Source organism: Bacillus sp. AFS098217 (assembly GCF_002551815.1).
GTDB lineage: Bacteria > Bacillota > Bacilli > Bacillales > Bacillaceae_G > Bacillus_A.
The window spans coordinates 1-22,822 of sequence record NZ_NVPR01000012.1; the positions used below are offsets into that span (position 1 = coordinate 1).

25 protein-coding genes and 1 pseudogene are annotated in these 22,822 nt (G+C 35.6%); 16 read left to right on the forward strand and 10 right to left on the reverse strand.

The window, feature by feature from the left end; all coding sequences use genetic code 11:
- Positions 1-17 precede the first annotated feature (17 nt).
- Positions 18-1,748, reverse strand: coding sequence for a ribosomal protection-like ABC-F family protein (gene abc-f / locus COO03_RS02345; protein WP_230322438.1), 1,731 nt, complete (start codon positions 1,746-1,748; stop codon positions 18-20).
- Positions 1,749-1,872: 124 nt separating this feature from the next.
- Complete coding sequence (locus COO03_RS26810; protein WP_303745253.1) at positions 1,873-2,007, reverse strand: RAxF-45 family protein; 135 nt, start codon at positions 2,005-2,007, stop codon at positions 1,873-1,875.
- Positions 2,008-2,430: 423 nt separating this feature from the next.
- On the opposite strand from COO03_RS26810, the gene COO03_RS02355 reads away from it, so the two are divergent.
- A complete protein-coding gene (locus tag COO03_RS02355) occupies positions 2,431-2,553 on the forward strand; it encodes a spore coat protein B (RefSeq protein WP_097894870.1) in 123 nt (40 codons plus the stop codon).
- A gap of 22 nt (positions 2,554-2,575) precedes the next feature.
- Here the strand turns inward: COO03_RS02355 and COO03_RS02360 are convergent, their stop codons facing one another.
- Positions 2,576-4,321: an ABC transporter ATP-binding protein gene (locus tag COO03_RS02360; RefSeq protein ID WP_097894871.1), complete on the reverse strand. Its 1,746-nt coding sequence runs from the start codon at positions 4,319-4,321 to the stop codon at positions 2,576-2,578.
- A gap of 103 nt (positions 4,322-4,424) precedes the next feature.
- Here COO03_RS02360 and COO03_RS02365 point away from each other — a divergent pair, with 103 nt between their 5' ends.
- Positions 4,425-4,712 (forward strand): YciI family protein, encoded by a 288-nt coding sequence (locus COO03_RS02365; protein WP_097894872.1) that lies wholly within the window; start codon positions 4,425-4,427, stop codon positions 4,710-4,712.
- A gap of 34 nt (positions 4,713-4,746) precedes the next feature.
- Positions 4,747-5,532, forward strand: a complete 786-nt coding sequence (locus tag COO03_RS02370) for a DUF4931 domain-containing protein (RefSeq protein ID WP_097894873.1) — start codon at positions 4,747-4,749, stop codon at positions 5,530-5,532.
- Positions 5,533-5,549: 17 nt separating this feature from the next.
- Here COO03_RS02370 and COO03_RS02375 read toward each other — a convergent pair whose 3' ends face one another.
- The gene (locus COO03_RS02375; RefSeq protein WP_097894874.1) at positions 5,550-6,083 is read right to left on the reverse strand and encodes a transglycosylase SLT domain-containing protein; all 534 of its coding nucleotides are present in this window, start codon (positions 6,081-6,083) and stop codon (positions 5,550-5,552) included.
- Positions 6,084-6,398: 315 nt separating this feature from the next.
- The gene (locus COO03_RS02380; RefSeq protein ID WP_097894875.1) at positions 6,399-7,169 is read right to left on the reverse strand and encodes a TatD family hydrolase; all 771 of its coding nucleotides are present in this window, start codon (positions 7,167-7,169) and stop codon (positions 6,399-6,401) included.
- 712 nt (positions 7,170-7,881) lie between these two features.
- Here COO03_RS02380 and COO03_RS02390 point away from each other — a divergent pair.
- Positions 7,882-7,983 carry a DUF3948 family protein gene (locus COO03_RS02390; RefSeq protein ID WP_097894877.1) on the forward strand — a complete coding sequence of 34 codons (102 nt, stop codon included), beginning with the start codon at positions 7,882-7,884 and terminating at the stop codon, positions 7,981-7,983.
- Between the two features lie 138 nt (positions 7,984-8,121).
- Here the strand turns inward: COO03_RS02390 and COO03_RS02395 are convergent, their stop codons facing one another.
- Entirely contained in the window at positions 8,122-8,478 is a 357-nt protein-coding gene (locus COO03_RS02395; protein ID WP_097894910.1) for a YxeA family protein, read from the reverse strand.
- A 270-nt stretch (positions 8,479-8,748) separates the two neighbouring features.
- Between COO03_RS02395 and nirB the strand changes: the two genes are divergently transcribed.
- The 5 genes from nirB to COO03_RS02420 are packed head-to-tail and all read left to right on the forward strand — an operon-like array spanning position 8,749 to position 14,121.
- A complete protein-coding gene (gene nirB / locus COO03_RS02400; protein WP_097894878.1) occupies positions 8,749-11,154 on the forward strand; it encodes a nitrite reductase large subunit NirB in 2,406 nt (801 codons plus the stop codon).
- Positions 11,155-11,166: 12 nt separating this feature from the next.
- Positions 11,167-11,484 carry a nitrite reductase small subunit NirD gene (nirD, locus tag COO03_RS02405; RefSeq protein WP_141523278.1) on the forward strand — a complete coding sequence of 106 codons (318 nt, stop codon included), beginning with the start codon at positions 11,167-11,169 and terminating at the stop codon, positions 11,482-11,484.
- A 54-nt stretch (positions 11,485-11,538) separates the two neighbouring features.
- Positions 11,539-12,963 carry a uroporphyrin-III C-methyltransferase gene (locus COO03_RS02410; RefSeq protein ID WP_097894879.1) on the forward strand — a complete coding sequence of 475 codons (1,425 nt, stop codon included), beginning with the start codon at positions 11,539-11,541 and terminating at the stop codon, positions 12,961-12,963.
- Positions 12,960-13,670, forward strand: a complete 711-nt coding sequence (locus COO03_RS02415; protein ID WP_097894880.1) for a sirohydrochlorin chelatase — start codon at positions 12,960-12,962, stop codon at positions 13,668-13,670. Before COO03_RS02410 ends, COO03_RS02415 begins: the two co-directional genes overlap by 4 nt.
- Positions 13,663-14,121, forward strand: a complete 459-nt coding sequence (locus COO03_RS02420; RefSeq protein ID WP_097894881.1) for a precorrin-2 dehydrogenase — start codon at positions 13,663-13,665, stop codon at positions 14,119-14,121. The genes COO03_RS02415 and COO03_RS02420 overlap by 8 nt, the downstream gene beginning before the upstream one ends.
- Before the next feature lie 22 nt (positions 14,122-14,143).
- Here COO03_RS02420 and COO03_RS02425 read toward each other — a convergent pair whose 3' ends face one another.
- Both COO03_RS02425 and COO03_RS02430 read right to left on the reverse strand, forming a co-directional pair.
- Positions 14,144-14,980 carry a YitT family protein gene (locus COO03_RS02425; RefSeq protein ID WP_097894882.1) on the reverse strand — a complete coding sequence of 279 codons (837 nt, stop codon included), beginning with the start codon at positions 14,978-14,980 and terminating at the stop codon, positions 14,144-14,146.
- A 154-nt stretch (positions 14,981-15,134) separates the two neighbouring features.
- Positions 15,135-15,260 (reverse strand): annotated as a pseudogene (locus COO03_RS02430) (LacI family DNA-binding transcriptional regulator); the annotation flags it as partial.
- Between the two features lie 288 nt (positions 15,261-15,548).
- On the opposite strand from COO03_RS02430, the gene COO03_RS02440 reads away from it, so the two are divergent.
- Positions 15,549-15,644 (forward strand): DUF3948 family protein, encoded by a 96-nt coding sequence (locus tag COO03_RS02440; RefSeq protein ID WP_097894883.1) that lies wholly within the window; start codon positions 15,549-15,551, stop codon positions 15,642-15,644.
- Positions 15,645-15,714: 70 nt separating this feature from the next.
- Here the strand turns inward: COO03_RS02440 and COO03_RS02445 are convergent, their stop codons facing one another.
- The gene (locus COO03_RS02445; RefSeq protein ID WP_097894884.1) at positions 15,715-16,320 is read right to left on the reverse strand and encodes a lysophospholipid acyltransferase family protein; all 606 of its coding nucleotides are present in this window, start codon (positions 16,318-16,320) and stop codon (positions 15,715-15,717) included.
- 324 nt (positions 16,321-16,644) lie between these two features.
- On the opposite strand from COO03_RS02445, the gene COO03_RS02455 reads away from it, so the two are divergent.
- Positions 16,645-16,746 carry a DUF3948 family protein gene (locus COO03_RS02455; protein ID WP_097894886.1) on the forward strand — a complete coding sequence of 34 codons (102 nt, stop codon included), beginning with the start codon at positions 16,645-16,647 and terminating at the stop codon, positions 16,744-16,746.
- A 68-nt stretch (positions 16,747-16,814) separates the two neighbouring features.
- Here COO03_RS02455 and COO03_RS02460 read toward each other — a convergent pair whose 3' ends face one another.
- Positions 16,815-17,762 (reverse strand): substrate-binding domain-containing protein, encoded by a 948-nt coding sequence (locus COO03_RS02460; protein WP_097894887.1) that lies wholly within the window; start codon positions 17,760-17,762, stop codon positions 16,815-16,817.
- A gap of 133 nt (positions 17,763-17,895) precedes the next feature.
- Between COO03_RS02460 and modA the strand changes: the two genes are divergently transcribed.
- The 5 genes from modA to COO03_RS02485 all read left to right on the forward strand — a co-directional run bounded on the left by modA (position 17,896) and on the right by COO03_RS02485 (position 22,614).
- Positions 17,896-18,702: a molybdate ABC transporter substrate-binding protein gene (modA, locus tag COO03_RS02465; RefSeq protein WP_097894888.1), complete on the forward strand. Its 807-nt coding sequence runs from the start codon at positions 17,896-17,898 to the stop codon at positions 18,700-18,702.
- A 5-nt stretch (positions 18,703-18,707) separates the two neighbouring features.
- A complete protein-coding gene (gene modB / locus COO03_RS02470; RefSeq protein WP_097894889.1) occupies positions 18,708-19,382 on the forward strand; it encodes a molybdate ABC transporter permease subunit in 675 nt (224 codons plus the stop codon).
- 509 nt (positions 19,383-19,891) lie between these two features.
- Positions 19,892-20,743: a GRP family sugar transporter gene (locus tag COO03_RS02475; RefSeq protein WP_097894890.1), complete on the forward strand. Its 852-nt coding sequence runs from the start codon at positions 19,892-19,894 to the stop codon at positions 20,741-20,743.
- Positions 20,744-20,975: 232 nt separating this feature from the next.
- Positions 20,976-21,779 (forward strand): pyrroline-5-carboxylate reductase, encoded by an 804-nt coding sequence (gene proC, locus COO03_RS02480; protein ID WP_097894891.1) that lies wholly within the window; start codon positions 20,976-20,978, stop codon positions 21,777-21,779.
- A 1-nt stretch (position 21,780) separates the two neighbouring features.
- Positions 21,781-22,614, forward strand: coding sequence for an aldo/keto reductase (locus COO03_RS02485; RefSeq protein ID WP_097894892.1), 834 nt, complete (start codon positions 21,781-21,783; stop codon positions 22,612-22,614).
- Positions 22,615-22,822 lie beyond the last annotated feature (208 nt).

Sequence of the window (22,822 nt, forward strand, 5' to 3'; positions counted from 1 at the left end):
AGAATTATGAAATTGATTCACATAAGCTTATCTTCAATTTCTTCTATACCAATAGATTCCTTCTTTTTTACATTCATTACTTTCATTTTTGGAACCTCTTGTTGTTTCACTTCTTCTTTCTCTATTCTCTCTGCCCATTTCTGGCGTGCCCATGCATAATTCCCCGCAAATTCAAACAATGTATGTTCATCGATCCAATATGTTTTCTCAAACAACTTATTTAAAAAGTAACGGTCGTGTGAAACAGCAAGAATGGTTCCATTATATTGTTCGAGAGCTTCTTCCAGCACTTCCCTTGATTCAATATCAAGATGGTTTGTGGGCTCATCTAACACAAGAAAATTTATATCTTGATACATAAGCTGCGCCAACCGTAATCTCATTCGTTCACCACCACTAAGCTGATTGACCTTTTTAAAAACGGCTGGACCATAAAATAAAAAACGAGCTAATATGTGCCGAGCCTCTCCCTCTGTTACAGCCACATGCTCCCTGAAGGCTTCCAATACATTGGTTTTTACGTTTCCATAAGCATGCTGCGATAAATAACCGACTTTCACACCACTACCGATTCGAATCTCACCAGTATCTGGTTTCATTTCCTCTAATAATAATTTTAATAAGGTTGTTTTTCCTGTGCCATTACGTCCAACAATAGCTGCTCGCTCTTGAAAACGAACATGTAAATTTACTCCTCGGAATAAAGTACGATCCGCAAAACTTTTGCCCACTTCCTTCATTACGACAACATCTTTTCCACTTCTCTCTTGTCCTTCAAATTGAAGTCCCATCTGTTTTCTTTCTAAAATTGGCTTTTTTAACTTCTCCATTCGTTCTAATGCTCGTTCCATATTTCTAGCACGTTTATGCAATCCTTCGTTCGGAGGGTTCGCTTGATTTGCCCATTCCCTTAAACGTTTAATTGCTTCTTTCATTTTCTTTATTTTCTTTTGCTGTTCTTGATAAGATTGGAACTCTTGGAGTAATCTTTCTTCCTTCTCCTTCACAAACTGTGAGTAGTTCGTACGATATACATGAATTTCTCCGTCTTCCAAGTCAAAAATTTTCGTAACGACTTCATCAAGAAAATAACGATCATGTGAGATCACAACCACTGTTCCTGTATACTCTTTCAAAAATTGTTCGAGCCATTCTACTGCAAATAAATCTAAATGATTTGTTGGTTCATCTAATAACAGTAAATCTGGTTTCTTGAGCAGCATATAAGCAAGACTTACTTTCGTCTGCTCCCCGCCACTTAGCTCAGCAAAAATTCGAGAAAATAGCTCTGTTACTTGTAAACCATTTGCTACCTTCATGATGTTTGCTTCTATTTCATAACCACCTAAAAATGCAAATTGTTCCTGTACTACTCCATATTTCTCCATTAATTTTTGTAAATCAGCTAGCTCTTGTTCCTCTGCCATACGTTTCTCTAAACTACGCATTTCTGTTTCTAATTCTTTCTCTTTTGCAAAAGCAGAGCTTAATACATCATATACAGTCGTTTCATCAGCAAACTTTGGAATTTGTGCTACATGACCAATACGCGTCCCTTTCTTCATATGAATTGCTCCAGCATCTACACTCTCAATCCCTGTTAACAGCTGAAAAATTGTTGTCTTTCCACTACCATTTCGGCCAACCAATCCAATGCGTTCGCCATTCTTTATTTCAAATGATATATTTTCAAATATGATGTTCCCACCAAAAGATTTCGTTACATTGTTCACACTACAAATTGTCATTTTCCGTACTCCTTTCAACGTAAAAAAACATGAGGAAAGAAACTTTCCCCATGGTTTTTGGCATAGAAAAAGGAAGCAAAATAGCTCCCTTTTCACACGTCTTATAAAATGGGTGAAGAGATTTCTATCGTTCAATAGCTACTATGCAATTGCTAAAAAAGGGCATACGTATCCCGTTAGCAACTACATCATGAAAAATCGCACGACAAAAATAGATAAAGTCTAAAAATTTTGCGTGCGCAGCTAAAGAACGTTTCATCTCATTCACTCCTTTCGTACGGAATTTGATACTTACTTTTTTATTATACTTCCCCATTCAATGTTTGAATAGTCATTTTTCTGAAAATAATGAAAGTAGACTACACATTTCAACAAATTACATCCCATCTTACAAAACTGTTATGTTCACGTAATGGAAAGCGATAGTACATAATGACGCCTCCTTATACAATAAAGATGTAAACAAGAGATACACAAAAGGAGGAAACAATCATGATGAAAGAAATCGTAAAAGCAATCTTCGAGGTGTTAGTAAACGGACAAGCAGTTGTAAAAGAACTTAACCAACTATAAAAGGAGGAATAAAAATGATGAACATGGTAAAAATGATTCTCCACGCTTTAATTGATGCAAAAGCAGTTAGCCATAAATTAAATGAACAATAAAAAAAGGGGAAATAAATATGAAGAAAGCCATCTTTACAATTGTAGGGGCAACCTTTGCCTTACATGCACTGAAAAATAGAAAAAAGAAACAGAATGAAACGACTCTATATGATCCATACACATTATTACAGAAAAAATAAAAGACAAGATACCCATGTGCAATTAGGATATCTTGTCTTTTGTTTTTTCTATTAGAAATTGTTGTTCTACAATCTTTTTATAATACGCATGATGTTTCATTAATTCTTCATGTGTACCAGTTCCAGTGATACTTCCGTTCTCCAACACAAGAATGTTATCGGCTTGTATGACTGTTGATAATCGATGAGCGATAACACATGTCGTCCTACTCGCAAATACATTTTCAATCGCCCTTTGTATTTTCACTTCGGATTCCGAATCTAGACTTGCCGTTGCTTCATCTAATAATAGGAACTCTGTATCACGTAAAAGGGCCCGCGCAATAGCAATTCGCTGTTTTTGACCACCAGATAATTGATTTCCACGCTCTCCAACCTCTGTTTCATATCCATCAGGAAATTCAATGATAAATTCATGTGCATTCGCAAGCTTTGCTGCCTGAATGACCTCTTCTTGTGAAACAGTACGTTTCATACCATATGTAATATTTTCTGTAATTGTCCCAGATAATACAGGAGCCGCTTGAGCAACATAACTAAAATGCTTTCGCCATGCTTCTATATTCATGCCGCGATAAGAATTTCCATTTAATAAAATATCTCCATCTGTTGGCCCATAAAATCGTTCCATCAATGAAAAGATTGTACTCTTCCCTGCACCACTTGGCCCTACAAGTGCTGTTGTCGTACCTTTTTTCACTGTAAATGAAATATTTTTTAAAATTGGACTTTGCTCATTGTAATGAAAACTTACATTTTGAAATGTTAATTTTTCTGGTACATCAACTTTTTGTGAAAGAGAAACATGTTCTTCTTCTGCTTCATGTAATATTTGAAATAGGCGCCGTGTAGAACCTTTTGCCTCTTGAAAACTCGTTACAAACTGGTTCATTTGTACAAATGGCATTAAAATTTGAAACAGATATAAAATGAACGCTACTAATTCACCAGATGAAATATATCCTCGATCAACTCGCCAAACGCCAAACCCTACAACACTCATTAACACTACTAATGTACACATTCCTAAAATTGGACCTAAAACGGATTTGATTTTGGCCTGCTTCATCCCATATTGAAATAAATTTTGAAATTTATGCTGGCCCCTTTTATATTCAATTCCTTCCGCATTATACGATTTAATTAGTTTGATTTCACCTAATGTCTGTGATAAAAATGCAGTTAGCTCCGACATTTGCTTCTGTTCTCGATCAGATAAGTCAGCAAGCTTTTTTCCAAGCGGTAAAACAACCAATAAAGTAATAGGCACAGCTGACAATAAAACAAGTGTCATCGGAACGTCTAACATAAATAAGATAATAATGGATACAACGATTGATAATACATTGGTAATAAGTTGGACAATTTCATCAGAAATTAACGTCATTAATACTGTTGTATCATTCGTTACGCGGCTTACCATCTCACCAGATTGATTTTTATCGTAATATCCTACCGGAAGACTTAATAATTTTCCCCATACTTTCTCTCTTATCGTTCGTACAATTCCTTCTCCAACTCGAGACAGCATATACATAGAACTAGCTTCGCCTAGAAACTCAACTAGCAATAATCCAGCAATCAATCCTAACGTCGAAAAGGAGAAGCCATTTAAAAATCCTTCCATTAGTTCTTTAATTAAGAGCGGGATACCTAGTCCAGCAATTGTTGATAGTATTGAAAAAAACAACCCTATTGCAAATAATTTTTTTGACGGATTAGCAGTCCGCCATATATCACGAAATGATACATTTTTCTGGTTTTCCATCTTCTAACTCCTTTTCCCTCTATTCCCTGTACCACTATACAGGATTTCCCTTTCCTTTTCACGAATATATTAGACGGGAATTTCACACATAGGGGGATTAAAAATGTTCTTAGTAATGGTAAACTACATCAAACCACTCGAAGAAATTGAACAATACCTAAAAGAACACATTCAATTTTTAGATCACTATTATGCGCAAGAGAAGTTTATTTTTTCCGGTCGCCGCAATCCACGTACCGGTGGGCTCATTTTGATGAACTTAAATTCTAAAGAAGAAATCCAGCAGATCATTAAGGAAGATCCATTCCATATATATGGAATGGCTGAATATGAAATTATTGAATTTACACCGACAAAATATGATGCAAATTTTGCATCGTTTGTAAGATAGAAATTCACATATATTTTCAAAGGGGCATATACGAATGGATACACAACAACTTTATTTTTTAAATGATATTGGCAAGCAAAAACCAGAGAGCATCCGTAATAAAAATACAGCTTGTCCTTTTTGCGATACGGAAAACCTCACCGACATTTTAGAAACGGAAGACTCTATTATCTGGTTGAAAAATAAATTTCCAACATTGAAAGATACGTTTCAAACTGTTCTTATAGAAACAGATAATTGTGATGATCATATTGCGACCTATACACCTGAACACATGCAAAAGTTAATTCGTTTCTCGATTAAACATTGGCTCGCTTTAGAAAATAGTAATGAATTTACTTCTGTTATTTTATATAAAAATTATGGTCCATTTTCAGGTGGAAGTTTACATCATGCACATATGCAAATTATTGGAATGAAATATGTAGACTACCGAGAAAATGTAACACCTGAACACTTTCAAGGCGTAATCGTACAAAAAGATGAGCAAATTGAACTTAATATTTCTACACGTCCAATTATCGGTTTTACTGAATTTAATATTGTCATTGAGGATATAAAATCCGTTGATATAATGGCACATTATATTCAACAAACTGTGCGTTACATATTAACAGATTTCCATAAGGGATGTAGCAGCTATAATTTATTCTTCTATCATTTTGAGGGTAAAATGATTTGTAAGGTTGTTCCACGTTTCGTTGTTTCACCATTATATGTTGGATATAAAATCCCACAAGTTTCTACAAAGTTAGAAGATGTAAAACAGCAACTTGAACGATATTTTACAAATGAAATGGAACTTTTTATAGAAAAATAGAGTAGGTGTCCTAACACCTACTCTTTTACTACTCCTTTATTTCGATAATATACGTTCTTTAGCCCTTCGTTATACTTCATATTTTTATCAGTCCACTCCGGCCCTAAATTACCTGGCCAACCAGACGTATTTGCTATATATTTTAGTAATTCAAAATCAGTCAAACCTTTTTGCACACCTCTTTTATACCCTTCCGCCAAATGCGGCATTGCAATTTGAGCGTTTGTACGCGGATCCTTTAATTGTTCATCCGTGAAATGATCCGGTGCGAGTCCACCACCGCGATGTAATTGAAACAATCCAAACGAAGTGCCACTATCTCCAACACTCTTTGGATTCAAACGACTTTCATGTTCAGCAATTGTAAGAGGTATCCATTCAGGAAGATTTACTTTCTTTGCTTCCTCTGTAATAATTTGTTTCATCTGTTTTGCTTCTTCTGGATTAACATAACTTGCCTGTTTTATTACTCTTTCCATTCCTTCAGATTCACCTTGAAAATACAAATATATTCCAAGAACAACTAGAAATCCTACAAAGAATTTTTTCACTACCCCTACCTCTTTCTCTGCTGAAATTTGTCCCCTTTCAGCTCTTCCTTTACAATTACCTGCATTCTATTATTCTCTTGCTCTTCAATCATATCAAATAATCAGGCCTTTTCGCATCCTGCTTTAGACTGATTTCATGAAAAATACATGGTAAAACTGTCTGGGAAATGTAATATCCCCTTCTCATACTTGGAATGAGCGTGCTCGTTTTTCTTTCATTAATAAGACGTGCAAAACGAATGGAATCATAAAATGAAACTTTAAATAATGGGAATTTTCTTCAGCTCCCACCTAAATTTTAAAGTGGAAGTATGATTACCGACAAATAGCGTTATAAAATCGAACTGTATTCTGATATATCCGCTCTGCAACCTTATCTATAGGCATGTTTTTTATTAGGCTTATTTCTTTCAACACATCTTTAATCATATTTGGATGTGTCATGATATCCTCTTGAAATTTCCAAGGGCCATCTGTTTCAACCATCATATATTCTAGCGGATAAAACGAGACAATCTTTCGAATTTTCTCCTTCTGCACAATATCGGGTGTAATGGAAATATAGTAACCATTTTGAACCATTCTCTCCATCGTTTTTTTGCTTCCCTTAAACCAATGAAAATGTGCACGTGAAATCTCATATTTTTCAAGTAAATCACATACTATATCAGCATCTTCATAAACTGCATGCAGTACAATAGGTAAATCGTACTTCCTAGCTAAAGCCATAAATTTCTCTAATACCTCTATATAAAGTTCTAATGGAAGATCTCTCTTTTCTTGCCTTAAATAATATGGCAGACCAACTTCGCCTATAGCAACAAGATGCTCTATATTCGCTTCAATTAATTTGTAAATTTGTTCGCATTCTTTTTTATTAATTGGTTGCTCCGGATGAAAACCAATTGCCGGATATACAAATTTATATTGTTCTGCTAAAGATAGTGTCTGTTGGCAAGAATGATAGTTCATTGATACCGCAATCAATCCATCAATCTCTGTACTTCTTTTCATATCATCAATTAGTTCCATTTGCTCTTCGCTCTTATATTGATCTAAATGTATATGACTATCAATCCATTTCATCCCTATCACCCCTTACATCTATATAAATCCATTTTCATTTTTCGACTTCTAAATCCCTGCTATGCGGAATAAAAAGNNAAAAGAGGGGTTTTATGTCGTTTTTTTAATTGATGTATATATATTAATACGCTACCTCAGATTAGCGACAATAAAAAAACAAGAAAGAATCTCTTTCTTGTTTTATCATCTATATTATTTAACAATTAAATTTGTTATCATATCAAACAATCCAATACATACTACGGCAACAGTAAAGTAGCTACAGAAATCTTTTATTGGTAACTTCACTACTTCTTCTTTACGCATCCCATTCTTCTCCCTTCTTAATATCTCCCTAATTTCTTTTCTATTTCTATTATGCAAAAAATATGACAAGTGAGCCATCGAATTAACTTACGTAAACCTTACAATGTTGTAAGGTTTAAAAAAATAGCCTCATTTCCTATAGAGATGAGGTCTATTCAATAGTTAGTTGGTTTTCAAATATTCATCATTCAGACAGAAAGTTGTATTTTCAAACTTCCTACTCACATTGTAGTAAAGTTCGTACATAACAACTATCGAATTACCTTACACATACATTACAAAACTGTAAGCCTCCTGTAATGTAATTCGATAGTTGCCTTCACAAGTATTTCGTACAATAAAGTCAGAAAGAGCAACAAACACAGTATTGTTACTACTTCATAAAATAAGTAAGGAGAGAGTAAATATGAACAACATCACTTTTAACAAATTAGACGTAATTGGACTTGCTAGCGGTGCAGCTCTTCTTACAACTTTCATTTATGCCGCTGCAATGATTCTCGTATAAAATTGTGTCCCCTTCCCCTTTATATAATAAAGAAAACCCAACCTGTCCCGGTTGGGTTTTCCTGTTAAGCAATGTCTCTTGCTGTAAAATTTCGAATGCCAATCCATGAAAAGATCATTACAAAATGTAGTGATCTTTTTACCTCATCTCCAAAAGTTTACTTCTCGCCTGCACAGGAATATTTTGAGCCTCAATCTCTACTACTGACTCAGCATAACGTCCTTTTGCAACAACTTTCAACGGTTCATTTCTTTTCAACATATGATTTACTGTTTTCTTTATAGTTTGTTCTCTTCCTTTTTCATCGTAAGCAACAAATTCATATTCATACCAACCATCTCCAATGTGCTGGCCAATACCATTCACAATCGTATAGTATTCTTTCGTTTTATAAAACGGATTATATTTATCAATTACTGGTCCAAGCTTTGTTGGTAGCAACAATACAACGACAGCTACCATCACTATTGCAGTAAAAATTATTCTTTTCTTCAAAATTTCCCACCCCAAGGCAGATTCCTCCTCCACACAATATGTGTAGTTTTCTATAAATTTATTTTAAAGAGAGAGAATTAATTCTGCCATCGGATCACCTTACATTCCCCTTACATTTTTGTAAGAATTTAAGTGGTGTTTTATATTATTTTTAACAATTTGTGAACCTAAAAAAACTGTGATAAATATCACACCCTCTATTTTCCAAAACTTTTATAATACAAGTATAAAAGTTTGTTAAACATTTCACATTTAAGAGGGGAAATGAATATGAAAAAACGCTTAATCATGATCGGAAATGGTATGGCTGGTATACGCTGTGTTGAAGAAATTTTAAAACAAGATCCAAATCTTTATGACATTACTATTTTTGGTGATGAACCTCATCCAAACTATAACCGTATTATGCTATCTCACGTCTTACAAGGAAAAACGAATATACAAGATATCATCATGAACGAATTCAGTTGGTATGAAGAAAATAATATTACACTGTATACAAATGAAAAAGTAAAAAATATTGATCGAGAAGAACAAGTCATTGTGACAGAAAAGAATCGTATTGTTATGTACGATAAACTCATTATCGCAACAGGTTCCAGTGCTTTTATTTTACCTGTTGAAGGTTCGGGGCTTCCAGGTGTAACAGGCTTTCGCACAATTGAAGATACACAATTTATGATGAATACCGCTAAACAATATAAAAAAGCCGTTGTCATAGGCGGAGGATTACTCGGGTTAGAAGCTGCAAGAGGGCTTATTGACTTAGGAATGGACGTGCATGTTGTCCATTTAATGCCTTACTTAATGGAGCAACAACTTGATGCTAAGGCTGCTTCATTACTGCGTGAAGACTTAGAAGCACAAGGTATGAAGTTTCTTATGAAAAAGAAAACTGTAAAGATTCTTGGCACTGACCATGTTGAAGGTATCCAATTTGAAGATGGCGATGTTGTAACATGCGATTTAATTGTAATGGCTGTTGGAATACGCCCTAATACACAATTAGCAAAGGATGCTGGTTTACTTGTAAATCGCGGCATCGTTACCAATGACTATATGCAAACAGATGACGAGGCAATCTATGCAGTTGGTGAATGCGCAGAACATAATGGTATTGCCTATGGTCTTGTTGCTCCCTTATATGAACAAGGTGCTACATTAGCAAAACATATAACAAATTCACAGACATCTGGATATACAGGTAGCATCGTCGGTACACAACTCAAAGTTGCTGGATGCGATTTATTCTCTGCCGGACAAATCTATGAAGATGATAAGACGAAAGCAATCTCTATATTTAATGAGTGCACACGTTCCTATAAAAAAGTACTAATCCGTGACAATAAAGTTGTTGGTGTTGTTTTATATGGTGATACAGCTGACGGCACACGCCTCTTTAGTATGTTAAAAAAGGCGGAAGATATCCAAGAATACACACCAGCTTCTCTTCTCCACAAAGCCGGTGAAGAAAGTGGACTTGACGTTGCAAATATGAGTTCAGATGATACCGTTTGTGGATGTAATGGTGTTACAAAGGGAACTATTGTTCATGCCATCTTAGAACAAGAATTAACAACTTTTGAAGAAGTAAAGGGCTGCACAAAAGCTGCTGGATCATGTGGTAAATGTCGTCCAGTTGTTGAACAAGTTTTATCTCATACACTCGGTGATAGTTTTGATGCATCTGCTCAATCGGTTGGTATGTGTGGATGCACAACTTTATCACGTGATGAAGTTGTCACAGCAATTCATGAGAAAGGGCTAAAATCCCCAAAAGAAGTGCGAAACGTCCTTGGCTTCACACATGAAGATGGCTGTTCAAAATGCCGTCCTGCATTAAATTACTATTTACGTATGGCACGTCCAGAAGAATATGCCGATGATAAATCATCGCGCTTCGTTAATGAAAGAATGAACGGCAATATTCAGCATGATGGTACATTTTCTGTTATTCCTCGTATGTACGGCGGCGTTACTACCGCAGACGATTTAATGAGAATTGCCGAGGTTGCGAAAAAGTATGATGTACCGCTCGTAAAAATAACAGGTGCAAGCCGAATTGGCTTATACGGTGTAAAAAAAGAAGATTTACCGAAAGTATGGGCTGACCTTGATATGAATTCTGGTTATGCCTATTCCAAATCTCTTCGTAATGTAAAATCGTGTGTTGGTTCCCGTTTCTGTCGCTTCGGTACAAAAGATTCATTGGGACTTGGTATGTTACTTGAGCAATCATTAGAAATGGTAGATACACCTCATAAAATGAAAATGGGCGTAACGGGTTGTCCGCGTAACTGTGCAGAAGCATTAACAAAGGACTTCGGCGTCGTTTGTGTTGAAAATGGATTCCAGCTTTATATCGGCGGTAACGGTGGTACAGAAGTTCGTGAAGCTGATTTTGTAATGATTGTCCCTACAGAAGAAGATGTACTTCGCATTGCCACAGCTTATGTACAACATTACCGTGAAACTGGTATTTACGGTGAACGAACAGCTCCTTGGGTAGAACGAATCGGCTTAGATCACATAAAAGAAATACTGCAAAATGAAAAGATAGTTACTATGTTAAATGAACGTTTCCAAACAGCGCGTAGCACATATGAAGAAGCTTGGGGACAAGCATTAGAAACCAAGTCATTAAAAGCCATGTATGAAGTAGAAACTGTACAGTAAGGAGCGATCTACATGTTACAAACAAAAGAAAAAATAAAAATAATGCGTGCAGAAGACCTTCCTATTCAAATAGGTAAGGAAGTGCGAATCAATGAAAAATCTATCGCCTTATTTCATCTTTCAAGTGGCGATATCCGTGCTGTAGAAAATCGATGTCCGCATAAAAACGGGCCTTTAGCCGAAGGAATTGTTTCTGGAGAATTCATCTTCTGTCCGTTACATGACTGGAAGATTTCATTAGTCACAGGCGAAGTTCAAAAACCTGACGATGGTTGTATTCAAACGTATGAAGTAGAAGTTATTAATGGCGATATTTATATATACATGTAGCTTGTGAAAGGAGGCTTTCGCTTCCTTTCAAGTCAAAATAGATGAGGTGGAGAGATGAACGGATACGTATATTTAGTTGGTGCAGGACCTGGTGACGAAGGACTTATTACAAAAAAAGCTATAGATTGCCTAAAAAAAGCAGACGTTGTTTTATACGATCGCTTGTTGAATCAAAATTTACTTCGTTATACGAAGCCAACATGCGATCTCGTCTATTGCGGGAAAATGCCAACAAATCATATTATGCGACAAGAAATGATTAATACTCATTTAATTCAGTCCGCAAAAGAAGGTAAAACTGTCGTTCGCTTAAAAGGTGGGGATCCGTCCATTTTTGGCCGCGTTGGTGAAGAAGCAGCCGCTTTAGCTGAAGAAAACATTTCATATGAGATTGTCCCAGGTATTACATCTAGTATTGCTGCTAGTGCGTATGCTGGCATCCCTCTTACCCATCGTAATTACAGCAATAGTGTAACTTTGTTAACTGGTCATACAAAAGGAGCAATTAGTGACCAAGTAAATTATAGTGCCCTTTTAAATAGTGACACAATCGCCTTTTACATGGGAGTTAAAAATCTACCGGTAATTTGCGAAAATTTATTACAAACAGGAAGAAAAGAAGATACACCCGTAGCAGTCATTGAATGGGGGACAACAGGAAAACAACGAGTTGTTACAGGTACGCTCTCCACAATAGTTGATCATGTAAAAAAGGAACAGATTTCTAATCCCTCGATGACAATCGTTGGTGAGGTGGTATCCTTACGTAAACAAATTGCCTGGCAAGAACACAAACCACTACACGGAAAAAAAGTTTTATTTGTCTCTGCAACAAGCAAAACAAGTATAATATCGCAAGAGTTACAAGCAGCTGGAGCAGACATATATCAAATACCAACTTTCAAAAAGCAAGAACACCAATTAACATCTGGTCAACTCTGCGAAATATTTAAAGCGAACCGTCTTGTTTTTTGTTCACCTGAAAGCGTTGGAATCTTGTTACAATCATGTGTGCAACATCAAAAAGATATTCGTTCCTTGCAAGCAACGCTGCAATATATGAATGTTGCTACACAAAAAGAGCTTATGCAGTATGGACTTTTAGGTGCACCTGCAACATGTTCCACTGAAACAACCGTTTATCTAGGTCGAAATATCAATCACATTTCCGTTATCCAAGAAAGAATAGGTGCTGGTTCTTATATGATGACACATCAATATAACATTGATCATCGTTTTGATGAAGTTCATTCACGTACACTGACTGAATTTACATGGGATAGCATTTTCTTTGAGGGGCGTGCTGCAATTGATACGTTTATAACAGAAGTAAAACGCCTTGGTTTCACAGATATTATGAAATTACCATTCTCATATATCGATGAACCGACTTTACAATATGCCAATAAGGTCGGATTTCATTACATTGATGATCAACTGCAAGCTATCATCAATGACAAAGAGGTGATCACACAATGAAAGGCATTGTTTATATTGGACATGGTAGCCGTTTACACGAGGGCAATGAACAGTTCACGCACTTCATTCAGTCCGTTATAAACGAGCGAAGTGAAAGTATCCAAAAAATAGGATTTCTTGAACTAACAACACCGACTATTCAAGATGCAATTATAGAAGCAATCACTGAAGGTGCAACTGAGGTTTTAATTGTCCCTGTTTTATTATTTGCAGCAGCTCATTATAAACGTGATGTTCCTTTTGAAATTAAGAAAATACAAAAGCTTTATCCACACATTACATTTTCAGTTGCACCACCTTTCAGTACACATCCGCTTATGGTTGAACTGGTAATAAAACGAATACGTGAAGCCATGCCCACAAAAGATAGTGAAATCTTACTTGTCGGCCGTGGTAGCAGTGATTCTCAGCCTATGCATGAATTAAAACAAATTGGATTAGCAGTTGCACAAAGGCTGAGCCTGCCAGTTTCGTGTTCCTTTTTAACAAAAGGAACACCTTCATTTACTGACGAACTCAATGAAAAGACAGTATCGACAAATCATGTATATGTCATGCCTTATCTTCTCTTCACTGGGCTATTACTTCAAAAAATTAATCGACATGCAAAAAAATATGCTAACGTTACAACCTGTAACTGCCTTCAATTTGATTCCTACATGAAAACAGCTTTACTAGAACGAATGGAGGAATATGTACATGTATAACATTTATCCGATTATGTGTAATCTACAAGATAAAAATGTTGTCATTATCGGCGGTGGAAAGATTGCATACCGAAAGGCAGCTGGATTAAAAAATACAGGAGCTTTTGTTACTGTTGTAAGCCCATATATTTGTGAAGAAATGAAGAAGCTTACCTATATTACATGGAAGAAAAAAATATTCGCAGAAGAAGATATTCAAGACGCTCACCTTATCTATGCTGCCACGAATCACCATGATATAAATATGATGGTCAAACAGGCTGCACATGATTTTCAATGGGTTAACATTGTAAGTGATGGAACAGAATCCTCTTTCCATACACCAGCAATCATTCGGAATGATGAATATGTTATAAGTGTATCAACTTCCGGTAAAAACCCATCCTTTGCAAAACGAATCAAACAAAAATTAATAACAAACCTTCCTCAAATATTAAAGCAAAAAAGATGAACGAATCCTCTCGCTCATCTTTTTAACTTGCTTTAAAGCCGCCGCCAAGTACATCTCGTACATCGTGAATAACAACAAATGCACTTTTATCTACTTCGCTAATGACTTGTTTTAATTTCACAAGTTCTTGCTTATTAATAACGACATATAATACTTCTTTATTTTTCCCAGTATATCCGCCGCGTCCTTCTAATATCGTAACACCGCGTGTCATATGCTTCGTAATCGTCTCACGAATTAAATCAGGTTGATTTGATATAATCGTAACCGCTATTTTCGTATTCATTCCTTCTACGACGAAGTCAATTACTTTCGCCCCAATAAATACCGCTACAAGAGTATACATTGCTTTTTCTTGTCCAATAATAAACACAGATCCAGCAATTACAACAATATCAATAATGAGAACGCCTTTTCCAACACTCCAGCCTAAATATTGATTTGCTAATTGTGCTAAAATTGCTGATCCTCCCGATGTACCTCCCGCTCGGAACATACAACCTAATCCGACACCTACAAACACACCAGCAAACAAAGCAGCTAATAGTGTATCGCCATTCACTTGATGTCCGATATGTTCTGTAGCATATAAAAACAAAGATGTTTCCACAATCCCAAGAATTGTGTAAACCATCGTTTTTTTATCAAAGAATTTATAACCAATAGCTAATAGAACAGCATTCAAGGCAAAGTTCACAATCCCTGGTGACCATCCAAATAAATAATACGTAACAACCGTTAGGCCAATTATTCCACCCTCTGATAAACGGTTTGGAATTGCAAAGTAGTTAATACCAATTGCAAACAATAAGGAACCAATTGTAATTAATGCGATCTCTTTCATTCGTTGATTAATCATAGTTTGTACCTCCCCCCATTTGACATTGTATCACTATCTCCTAGAGGTATAGAAGTGGTTTTTATCGTACCCTTTTTCTTATGACAGCTATATTATTATGTTTAAACAAACGTTTGGTTAATTATTCAAGTTTTCTCCAACCTCTTTATACTGCTCGTTTCCCCTTACTTACATATGGATGGTTATTCAACACCTGTGAAATAGCAGTAACCGAAACACCAGCTAGCTTTGCAAGATCTTTAATATTAGCTAGCCATCTGTTCACTCCCTCCCTTAACATAATGAATTTCATAAACATGTGTAAAATATTCTCATCCTTACATCTTTTTATCGCTTTCTTACAAAAGTGTAATCTTCCTGTAAGCTAATTCGATAGTTACTTCTCTCTATATTTCGTACAATTGAGTCAGAAAGTAACAACAACCATTCGAAAAGGAGCGGATACACATGATGAACAACATCAAAATCAAAACAAACAAATTCATAAATACAACGAGTATGGTTTTATCCGCTCTTATCGATGCAAAATCAGTTGCTGCTTCATTAAACAAGTAAGGAGAATTTCAGTATGAACAATATTACTTTTAACAAATTAGACTTTATCGGATTAGCTAGCGGCTCATTTCTTCTTACTACTTTTATTTACGCTGCTACGCTGCTATAATTTTGTGTCCCTTTCCCCTTTATATAAATAGTAATAGAAAAGACGACCGTCTATGCCCGGTCGTCTTTTCCTATTTTTTGTTTTGTTGCAAAATTTCTTTCAATTCTTCAAATGTTGTATTCAATTGATCCGTCATCATTTTCATAGCAGTTTTTCGATCTACTGCTTCTCCTGCTCCTACTTGAATTGGGTTCCCAAAGATTAGTTGCGCCCTTTTCCCTTTCATCAATTCTTTTACACTCGATGGCCCAATATAAGCTGCCGGTACTAAAGGGACATTAGAGCGCATTGCAATCGTAACAGCTCCTGCTTTTAAAGAAGCATCCTCTGTCGATCTCGTTCCACTTGGAAAAATCCCTACTACTTTACCCTCTTTTAATAAACGAGATGGGATTTTCAATGTACTTGGTCCTGGATTTGCACGATCTACTGGAAAGGCATTTACATTCTTAAAAAACCAATTTGTAAATTTCCCTTCAAACAGTTCCTTTTTCGCCATGTAATGAATTTCCGTTGGATACATCCCTGTCGCTAACATTAAAACATCCATAAAACTTGTGTGCGTACAAGCAACAACATATGGTCCTCCTTCAGGTAATTTTTCTTTCCCCTGAACCTCCACTTTTCCAACAGTCTTAAATATATATTTCAACAAAAATGTAATTGGCTTATACATTTGTTTCGTTCCTTTCTAAACATCCGAATTTTAATCCTATCTATACAGCAATTATAACACTAACCTTTAGTAGTTGGTAATAAAATTAAGTATTAATTATTACAAAAGTGTAACTTTACTGTAAGCTAATTCGATAGTTCCTCTTGCCAGGATTTCATATAATTAAGACAGAAACAAGGGCAACAATCATTCGAAAAGGAGCGGATACGCATGATGAACAAAATGAAAACAAACAAATTTGTAAGCATAATGGGCATGGTGCTATCCGCCCTAATCGATGCAAAGGCTGTTTCTACTACTTTAAACCGATAAGGAGAGATTAGAATGAACAACATTACTTTTAACAAATTAGACTTTATTGGACTTGCAAGCGGCGCAGCTCTTCTTACTGCTTTCATTTACGCATTTGCTCAAGTCCTTGTCTAAAAAACTTTGTTTCCCTGAACCCCTTTATATAGAGAAAAGGCTGTTCGTCCTATGGACAAGCAGCTTTTTTAATTCGTTTCATATATAATTTGGCCTGTTTTACTTATATCGTACCCACCGATTGCTCGTAATTCATTTTGAAAATCTTTAGATTGCAAGATGTCTTTTACTCCTTCAATCAGCTGTTCATTTTCTTTGTTCTTTAAAATAACTAAATCATATTGCTCTTTCATAAGCGGGATAAAATCTACATTTACAATTTGCGCTACCTTTTCTGCCCCTACGCCAACATCAGCCTTTCCGCTAGCAATTTGAGAAGCAACACCAAGATGATTAGATTCTTCCCATTCATACCCACTAATATTTGCTTTATCTAACTTTTGAATGCGTACCTGCTCATCTACTAACACTCGGATGCCTGATCCTTTTTCACGATTTACAAATTGAATAGACGGCTTATCTAAGTCAGTCCATGTCTGTACTCCTTTTGGATTTCCTTTTTGCACATAAAACCCAACGTTTCTCGCTAGTAAATTTATTACGATACATGGTTGTCCAACTAAAATGCGCTTTACGTACGGAACATTATATGTACCAGTTTCACCATCAAATAAATGTAAACTAACAACGCTCCCTTCTCCTTGATACATCTTTACTAAACTCGTTAAACTACCTTGATGTGCTCTTAATATATTAGAATTTGGCAGCCGGTTTTCTATATGTTTGGCTAGCATATCTAACGTTAGTTCTTGTCCACTAATGACGCATGTATTTCCGCTACTCTTCTCTTCCATCTTTACAGGAGATACTTGTACTTTTCCTATTTTCATTTGATTAATATATTGTTCTAAATCCACAGCATCAATGCGCATTTGTCTACCAACCCTATAAGAAGGCAGTTCTCCTTTTTTAATTAAGTCGTACACAGTTAGCTTTGATACCTTTAATCGTTTCGCTACTTCTTCCGTTGTGTAGGAATGATAATCCATAGGCGATTCCTCACTTTCTTCCTTCATTGTAACAAAGAAAAGAATATTTCTCCTATTTTTTCAAACAGTGATATATTTCACATTATATTTAATTATAACTATTTATAATTAAATATAATTAGTTATAATTAATATGGTAAAAAGAAAGGGGATTATATGTATGAACAAATTTACATTACGATTTATTGGGGCATTCATACTTTCTTTCTTTCTCATTTTGAGTAGTGCCTGCACAAATGGGGAAAAGAAAGAAAAAACGAACGCGAAAGAAGAAAAGACAGTTGAACTTACTATATCTGCAGCTGCTAGTTTGCAGGATGCTTTTAAAGAAATCGAAAAACAATATAAGAAGAAAGAACCAAATATTAAACTTTCCTTTAACTTCGGTGGTTCTGGCGCACTTCAGCAACAAATTGAACAGGGCGCTCCTGCTGATTTATTCTTTTCCGCAGCAGAAGATAAATTTCAAACACTTGTAAAAAAAGGGATTATCAATGAAAAAGAAGGTAAAAACCTTCTTGGAAATGAGCTCGTTTTAGTTGTTCCAAAAGAAAGTTCTCTTAAAACATTTCAAGAGTTAAAAGAAGATAAAGTGAAAAAATTAGCAATCGGTACACCTGAATCTGTACCGGCAGGAAAATATGCAAAAGCTTCTCTTACACATGAAAATCTTTGGAATGACCTTCAAAATAAAATTGTATTTACAAAAGATGTTCGCCAAGTGTTAACATATGTAGAAACAGGTAATGTAGACGCTGGTATTGTATACAAAACAGACGCTCTCATTTCAGACAAAGTGAAAATTGTCGATGCGGCGCCAGCTAATTCTCATGAACCTATCCACTATCCAGTAGGGGTTATAAAAGAATCGAAACATAAGGAAGAGGCGACTTCATTCTATGAATATTTACAGTCAAAAGATGCACAATCTATCTTTAAAAAATATGGATTTACAATCCTTTCATAACTATTATGGCACTTGATACACTTTGGTCACCTGTTTTTCTTTCTTTACGAGTAGCTGCATGCGCCACCATCATTGTTATGATTTTTGGCACAGTAATTGGACGAGTATTAGCACGCTCCTCGTGGCGTTACAAAGTGCTATTAGAAACCATTTTCTTATTGCCAATGGTACTCCCGCCAACTGTAATTGGTTTCTTTCTCATTATTATTTTTGGGAATAACAGTCCGATTGGAAAATGGATTGAATCATTGTTTCAGCAATCGATTATGTTTACATCTTGGGCTGCTGTTATTGCTTCAACAATTGTTTCATTCCCACTTATGTATCAATCTGCCAAAACAGGATTTTCGATTGCAAATGAACAAATTGAAGACGGTGCTCGTGACCTTGGAGCAAGTGAATATCAAGTCTTTTTACACGTCACACTACCACTTGCATTCCCGGCACTACTGAGCGGTATGATCTTAAGCTTTGTACGAGCACTTGGCGAGTTTGGTGCGACGCTGATGTTTGCTGGAAACATTCCTGGAAAAACACAAACGATTCCAACGGCCATTTATATGGCAATTGATGCAAGTAATATGCAGCTTGCTTGGACACTTGTTATCATAACAGTTAGCATGTCACTCATTTTTTTATTGTGCATTCAATTTATTAATAAAAGAATTACTTCTTCTTAAAGCAGCTTTCGACAAAAGCTGCTTTTTTATTTCCCGAAAAATAAAATGTTTTGTAGAATAACAAAAAATTAACCTTACAAAAATGTAATTTTCTTGTAAGCTAATTCGATAGTTACTATTGGTCACATTTCATATAATGAAGACATAAAGTAACACTTTTGGGAAATAGATTGTCCCCATCTTCCCATTAGCTAAAAAGAGCTGCATCATTTTAGTTCCCCACCCCCTTAAAAAGATCTCAAATTGAGATCTTTTTTTATTGCAATTAATGACGAAATTTTTATATTTATAACAATATACATTCTATTTGAATTTACTTTCTAAAAAGAGCATTTTCCTGTTATTATATGAAAGTGTTTGAAAAAATGAAGAAATGAAAACGCATTTATATCGTAAATTCTTCATCCTGTTTTAACGATCGTTAATCTTCTACTTTTCAAGTGGAGAATTACCAATCGTTAGAACGAATTTTAGTTATATTAATATAGTAAAATGGAAGGAGTCTTGTAATGGACATTTTATTAGCGCTTCTGCCTGCAATTGCGTGGGGAAACGTCTTATTAGTAAGCGTAAAAATGGGCGGTGGTGCATATAGCCAAACGGTAGGTATGACAATCGGTGCTCTATTCTTCGCATCAATTATGTTTGCATTTACACAGCCAACACTTACTTTAACAGTTTTAATCGTAGGTTTTATTTCAGGTATATTCTGGGCTTTAGGACAAGTTAACCAATTAAAAACTGTTGAAACATTAGGTGTTTCAACCACTGTTACCATTTCAACAGGTATGCAACTTGTAGCTACTTCTATCTTTGGGGTAATTGTATTCCATGAATGGACAACTACAACTACAATTATTCTGGGAACGATTGCAATTCTATTAATTGTTGTTGGTGTTGTCTTCACTTCTTTAGATGATAAAGAAAATGCGCAACCACCTGGTCAATTTAAAAAAGGTATCCTTACACTAATTCTCTCAACATTTGGATATCTAGTATATGTAATCATTATTCGTTGGTATAACATCGATGGTTGGGCTGCTATCCTACCACAAGCTGTTGGTATGTTTGCCGGTGCCGTACTCTTAACTGCAAAACATAAACCTTTCAATAAATATGCAATTCGCAATATCTTATCTGGTTTATTATGGGGTACAGGTAACTTATTCTTATTCCTTTCTCAGCCAAAAGTTGGTGTTGCAACAAGTTTCTCGTTATCCCAAACGGGAATCGTTATCTCAACATTTGGTGCAATTGTCTTCTTAGGTGAGAAGAAAACAAAACGACAAATGGTGTTTATTGCACTTGGTAGTGTCTTAATTATCGGCGGTGCTGTATTACTAGGATTAACAAAAAAATAATGTATTCATAAACACAATACAAACCTAGCATGTAAGTTGGATATATGACTTATATGCTAGGTTTTTTCATTTTACTTCAACCGACGCATATCTCCCTGATAGAGTGAAACTTTAATAAATAGGAATATTACTGCTCATTCATATGAGATACAAGTCTTTTCTTTTTACAAAAATCTCTCACAAATGTTATCGTTTTTTATAATATCTCTGAGAATAGGAAGGAATAAAGGATATGCAAAAAAAACATCGAATTTTATTTATTGGTGCCGGACGTATGGCAGAAGCAATATTTACTGGCCTACTTAAGACGAGTAAAGAATACATCGAAGAAATTATTGTATCTAATCGAAGCGATACAGAAAAGCTCAAACAATTAGAGCAACGATATGGCGTATCGACTACAAATGATTGGAAACAGTATATCAAAGCTGTGGATACCATCGTTTTAGCAATGCCACCAGCTGCACATGAACAGTTATTAGCGGAATTATCTCCTCTTCTAACTCATCAGTTTGTAGTAACCGTTGCTGCTGGAATTGGCCCATCTTACTTAGAAGAAAAACTTCCTCAAGGTACACCAGTTGCCTGGATTATGCCAAATACAGCTGCGACGATTGGACAGTCTATCTCCTTATATACGATGGGGCATTCCGTAAATGAAGAACAGCAAGAAACACTGCAACTTCTTTTAAAGGGCATTGGTACATCACAACTTTGCACTGAAGAAGAAATTCATAGGCTAACTGCTGTTACCGGCAGTGCACCAGCCTTCCTGTACCACTTTGCTGAAGGTCTAATTGAAGCAACAAAAAGTTATGGGATTAATGAAGCAACAGCAAAACATCTTGTCATTCAAATGATTGCTGGTTCTGCTGCTATGCTCAAGCAAGAACAAGATCCAGCCATGCTGCGGGAACAAGTGACAACGCCAGGTGGTTCAACTGCAGAAGGTTTAAATGTTTTATATGAGCATAATTTCGCAAAGATCATTCACCAAGCAATTGAAGCAACAAATAAAAAAGCTAGGGGGAAATAATATGACAATCACAAGTTTACAAGATTACACAACATTACATAACGGCGTGAAGATGCCTTGGTTTGGTCTAGGTGTTTTTAAAGTTGAAGATGGTACAGAAGTTATTGATTCTGTAAAAGCAGCTATCAAAAACGGATACCGTAGCATTGATACAGCGGCTATATATAAAAATGAAGAAGGTGTTGGACAAGCAATTCGAGAATCTGGTATTCCGCGCGAAGAACTATTCATTACATCAAAAGTATGGAATAGTGATCAAGATTATGAGTCAACATTACAAGCTTTCGAAACTACATTAGAAAAACTTGGTTTAGAATATTTAGATCTTTATTTAGTACACTGGCCTGTAAAAGGAAAATACACTGAGTCATGGAGAGCATTAGAAAAACTTTATAAAGATGGTCGCGTTCGTGCTATCGGCGTCAGCAATTTCCATATTCACCATCTACAAGATGTATTCGAAATCGCTGAGATTAAACCAATGGTTAACCAAGTCGAATATCACCCACGTCTAACACAAGAAGAACTGCATGCTTTTTGTAAAGAACATCGCATTCAACTTGAAGCTTGGTCACCATTAATGCAAGGTCAATTACTTGATCATCCAACATTGCAGGAAATTGCTACAAAGTATAACAAATCAACTGCTCAAATCATTTTACGCTGGGATCTGCAAAATGAAGTTGTGACTATCCCAAAATCAATTAAAGAACATCGCATTATTGAGAATGCAAATATCTTTGATTTTGAATTAAGCACTGAAGATATGAAAGCTATTCAATCATTAAATGAAAATCACCGCGTTGGTCCAGATCCTGACAATTTTAACTTTTAAAAAGAAAGCCTCTGTATATGCAAAGGCTGCTGAAAAGTGTCTACTTTGAGCCAACAACAGAACTTTTATCAAAATACAGAAACTAAAAAGAAGATAACTACCTATTTACATGGGAGGTTATCTTCTTTTTCTTTTTGAGGAACTTTTTCAGTTCTCTCTATATGCATAGTGGCTTGCTTCTCTTAAAAAAAACTGAATACAACTTACT

Bases quoted from the DNA above. Each gene is read 5' to 3' on its own strand.
- abc-f (WP_230322438.1), bottom strand. From the start codon at position 1,748: ATGACAATTTGTAGTGTGAACAATGTAACGAAATCTTTTGGTGGGAAC.
- COO03_RS26810 (WP_303745253.1), bottom strand. From the start codon at position 2,007: ATGAAACGTTCTTTAGCTGCGCACGCAAAATTTTTAGACTTTATCTAT.
- COO03_RS02355 (WP_097894870.1), top strand. From the start codon at position 2,431: ATGAAGAAAGCCATCTTTACAATTGTAGGGGCAACCTTTGCCTTACAT.
- COO03_RS02360 (WP_097894871.1), bottom strand. From the start codon at position 4,321: ATGGAAAACCAGAAAAATGTATCATTTCGTGATATATGGCGGACTGCT.
- COO03_RS02365 (WP_097894872.1), top strand. From the start codon at position 4,425: ATGTTCTTAGTAATGGTAAACTACATCAAACCACTCGAAGAAATTGAA.
- COO03_RS02370 (WP_097894873.1), top strand. From the start codon at position 4,747: ATGGATACACAACAACTTTATTTTTTAAATGATATTGGCAAGCAAAAA.
- COO03_RS02380 (WP_097894875.1), bottom strand. From the start codon at position 7,169: ATGAAATGGATTGATAGTCATATACATTTAGATCAATATAAGAGCGAA.
- COO03_RS02390 (WP_097894877.1), top strand. From the start codon at position 7,882: ATGAACAACATCACTTTTAACAAATTAGACGTAATTGGACTTGCTAGC.
- nirB (WP_097894878.1), top strand. From the start codon at position 8,749: ATGAAAAAACGCTTAATCATGATCGGAAATGGTATGGCTGGTATACGC.
- nirD (WP_141523278.1), top strand. From the start codon at position 11,167: ATGTTACAAACAAAAGAAAAAATAAAAATAATGCGTGCAGAAGACCTT.
- COO03_RS02410 (WP_097894879.1), top strand. From the start codon at position 11,539: ATGAACGGATACGTATATTTAGTTGGTGCAGGACCTGGTGACGAAGGA.
- COO03_RS02415 (WP_097894880.1), top strand. From the start codon at position 12,960: ATGAAAGGCATTGTTTATATTGGACATGGTAGCCGTTTACACGAGGGC.
- COO03_RS02420 (WP_097894881.1), top strand. From the start codon at position 13,663: ATGTATAACATTTATCCGATTATGTGTAATCTACAAGATAAAAATGTT.
- COO03_RS02425 (WP_097894882.1), bottom strand. From the start codon at position 14,980: ATGATTAATCAACGAATGAAAGAGATCGCATTAATTACAATTGGTTCC.
- COO03_RS02440 (WP_097894883.1), top strand. From the start codon at position 15,549: ATGAACAATATTACTTTTAACAAATTAGACTTTATCGGATTAGCTAGC.
- COO03_RS02445 (WP_097894884.1), bottom strand. From the start codon at position 16,320: ATGTATAAGCCAATTACATTTTTGTTGAAATATATATTTAAGACTGTT.
- COO03_RS02455 (WP_097894886.1), top strand. From the start codon at position 16,645: ATGAACAACATTACTTTTAACAAATTAGACTTTATTGGACTTGCAAGC.
- COO03_RS02460 (WP_097894887.1), bottom strand. From the start codon at position 17,762: ATGAAGGAAGAAAGTGAGGAATCGCCTATGGATTATCATTCCTACACA.
- modA (WP_097894888.1), top strand. From the start codon at position 17,896: ATGAACAAATTTACATTACGATTTATTGGGGCATTCATACTTTCTTTC.
- modB (WP_097894889.1), top strand. From the start codon at position 18,708: ATGGCACTTGATACACTTTGGTCACCTGTTTTTCTTTCTTTACGAGTA.
- COO03_RS02475 (WP_097894890.1), top strand. From the start codon at position 19,892: ATGGACATTTTATTAGCGCTTCTGCCTGCAATTGCGTGGGGAAACGTC.
- proC (WP_097894891.1), top strand. From the start codon at position 20,976: ATGCAAAAAAAACATCGAATTTTATTTATTGGTGCCGGACGTATGGCA.
- COO03_RS02485 (WP_097894892.1), top strand. From the start codon at position 21,781: ATGACAATCACAAGTTTACAAGATTACACAACATTACATAACGGCGTG.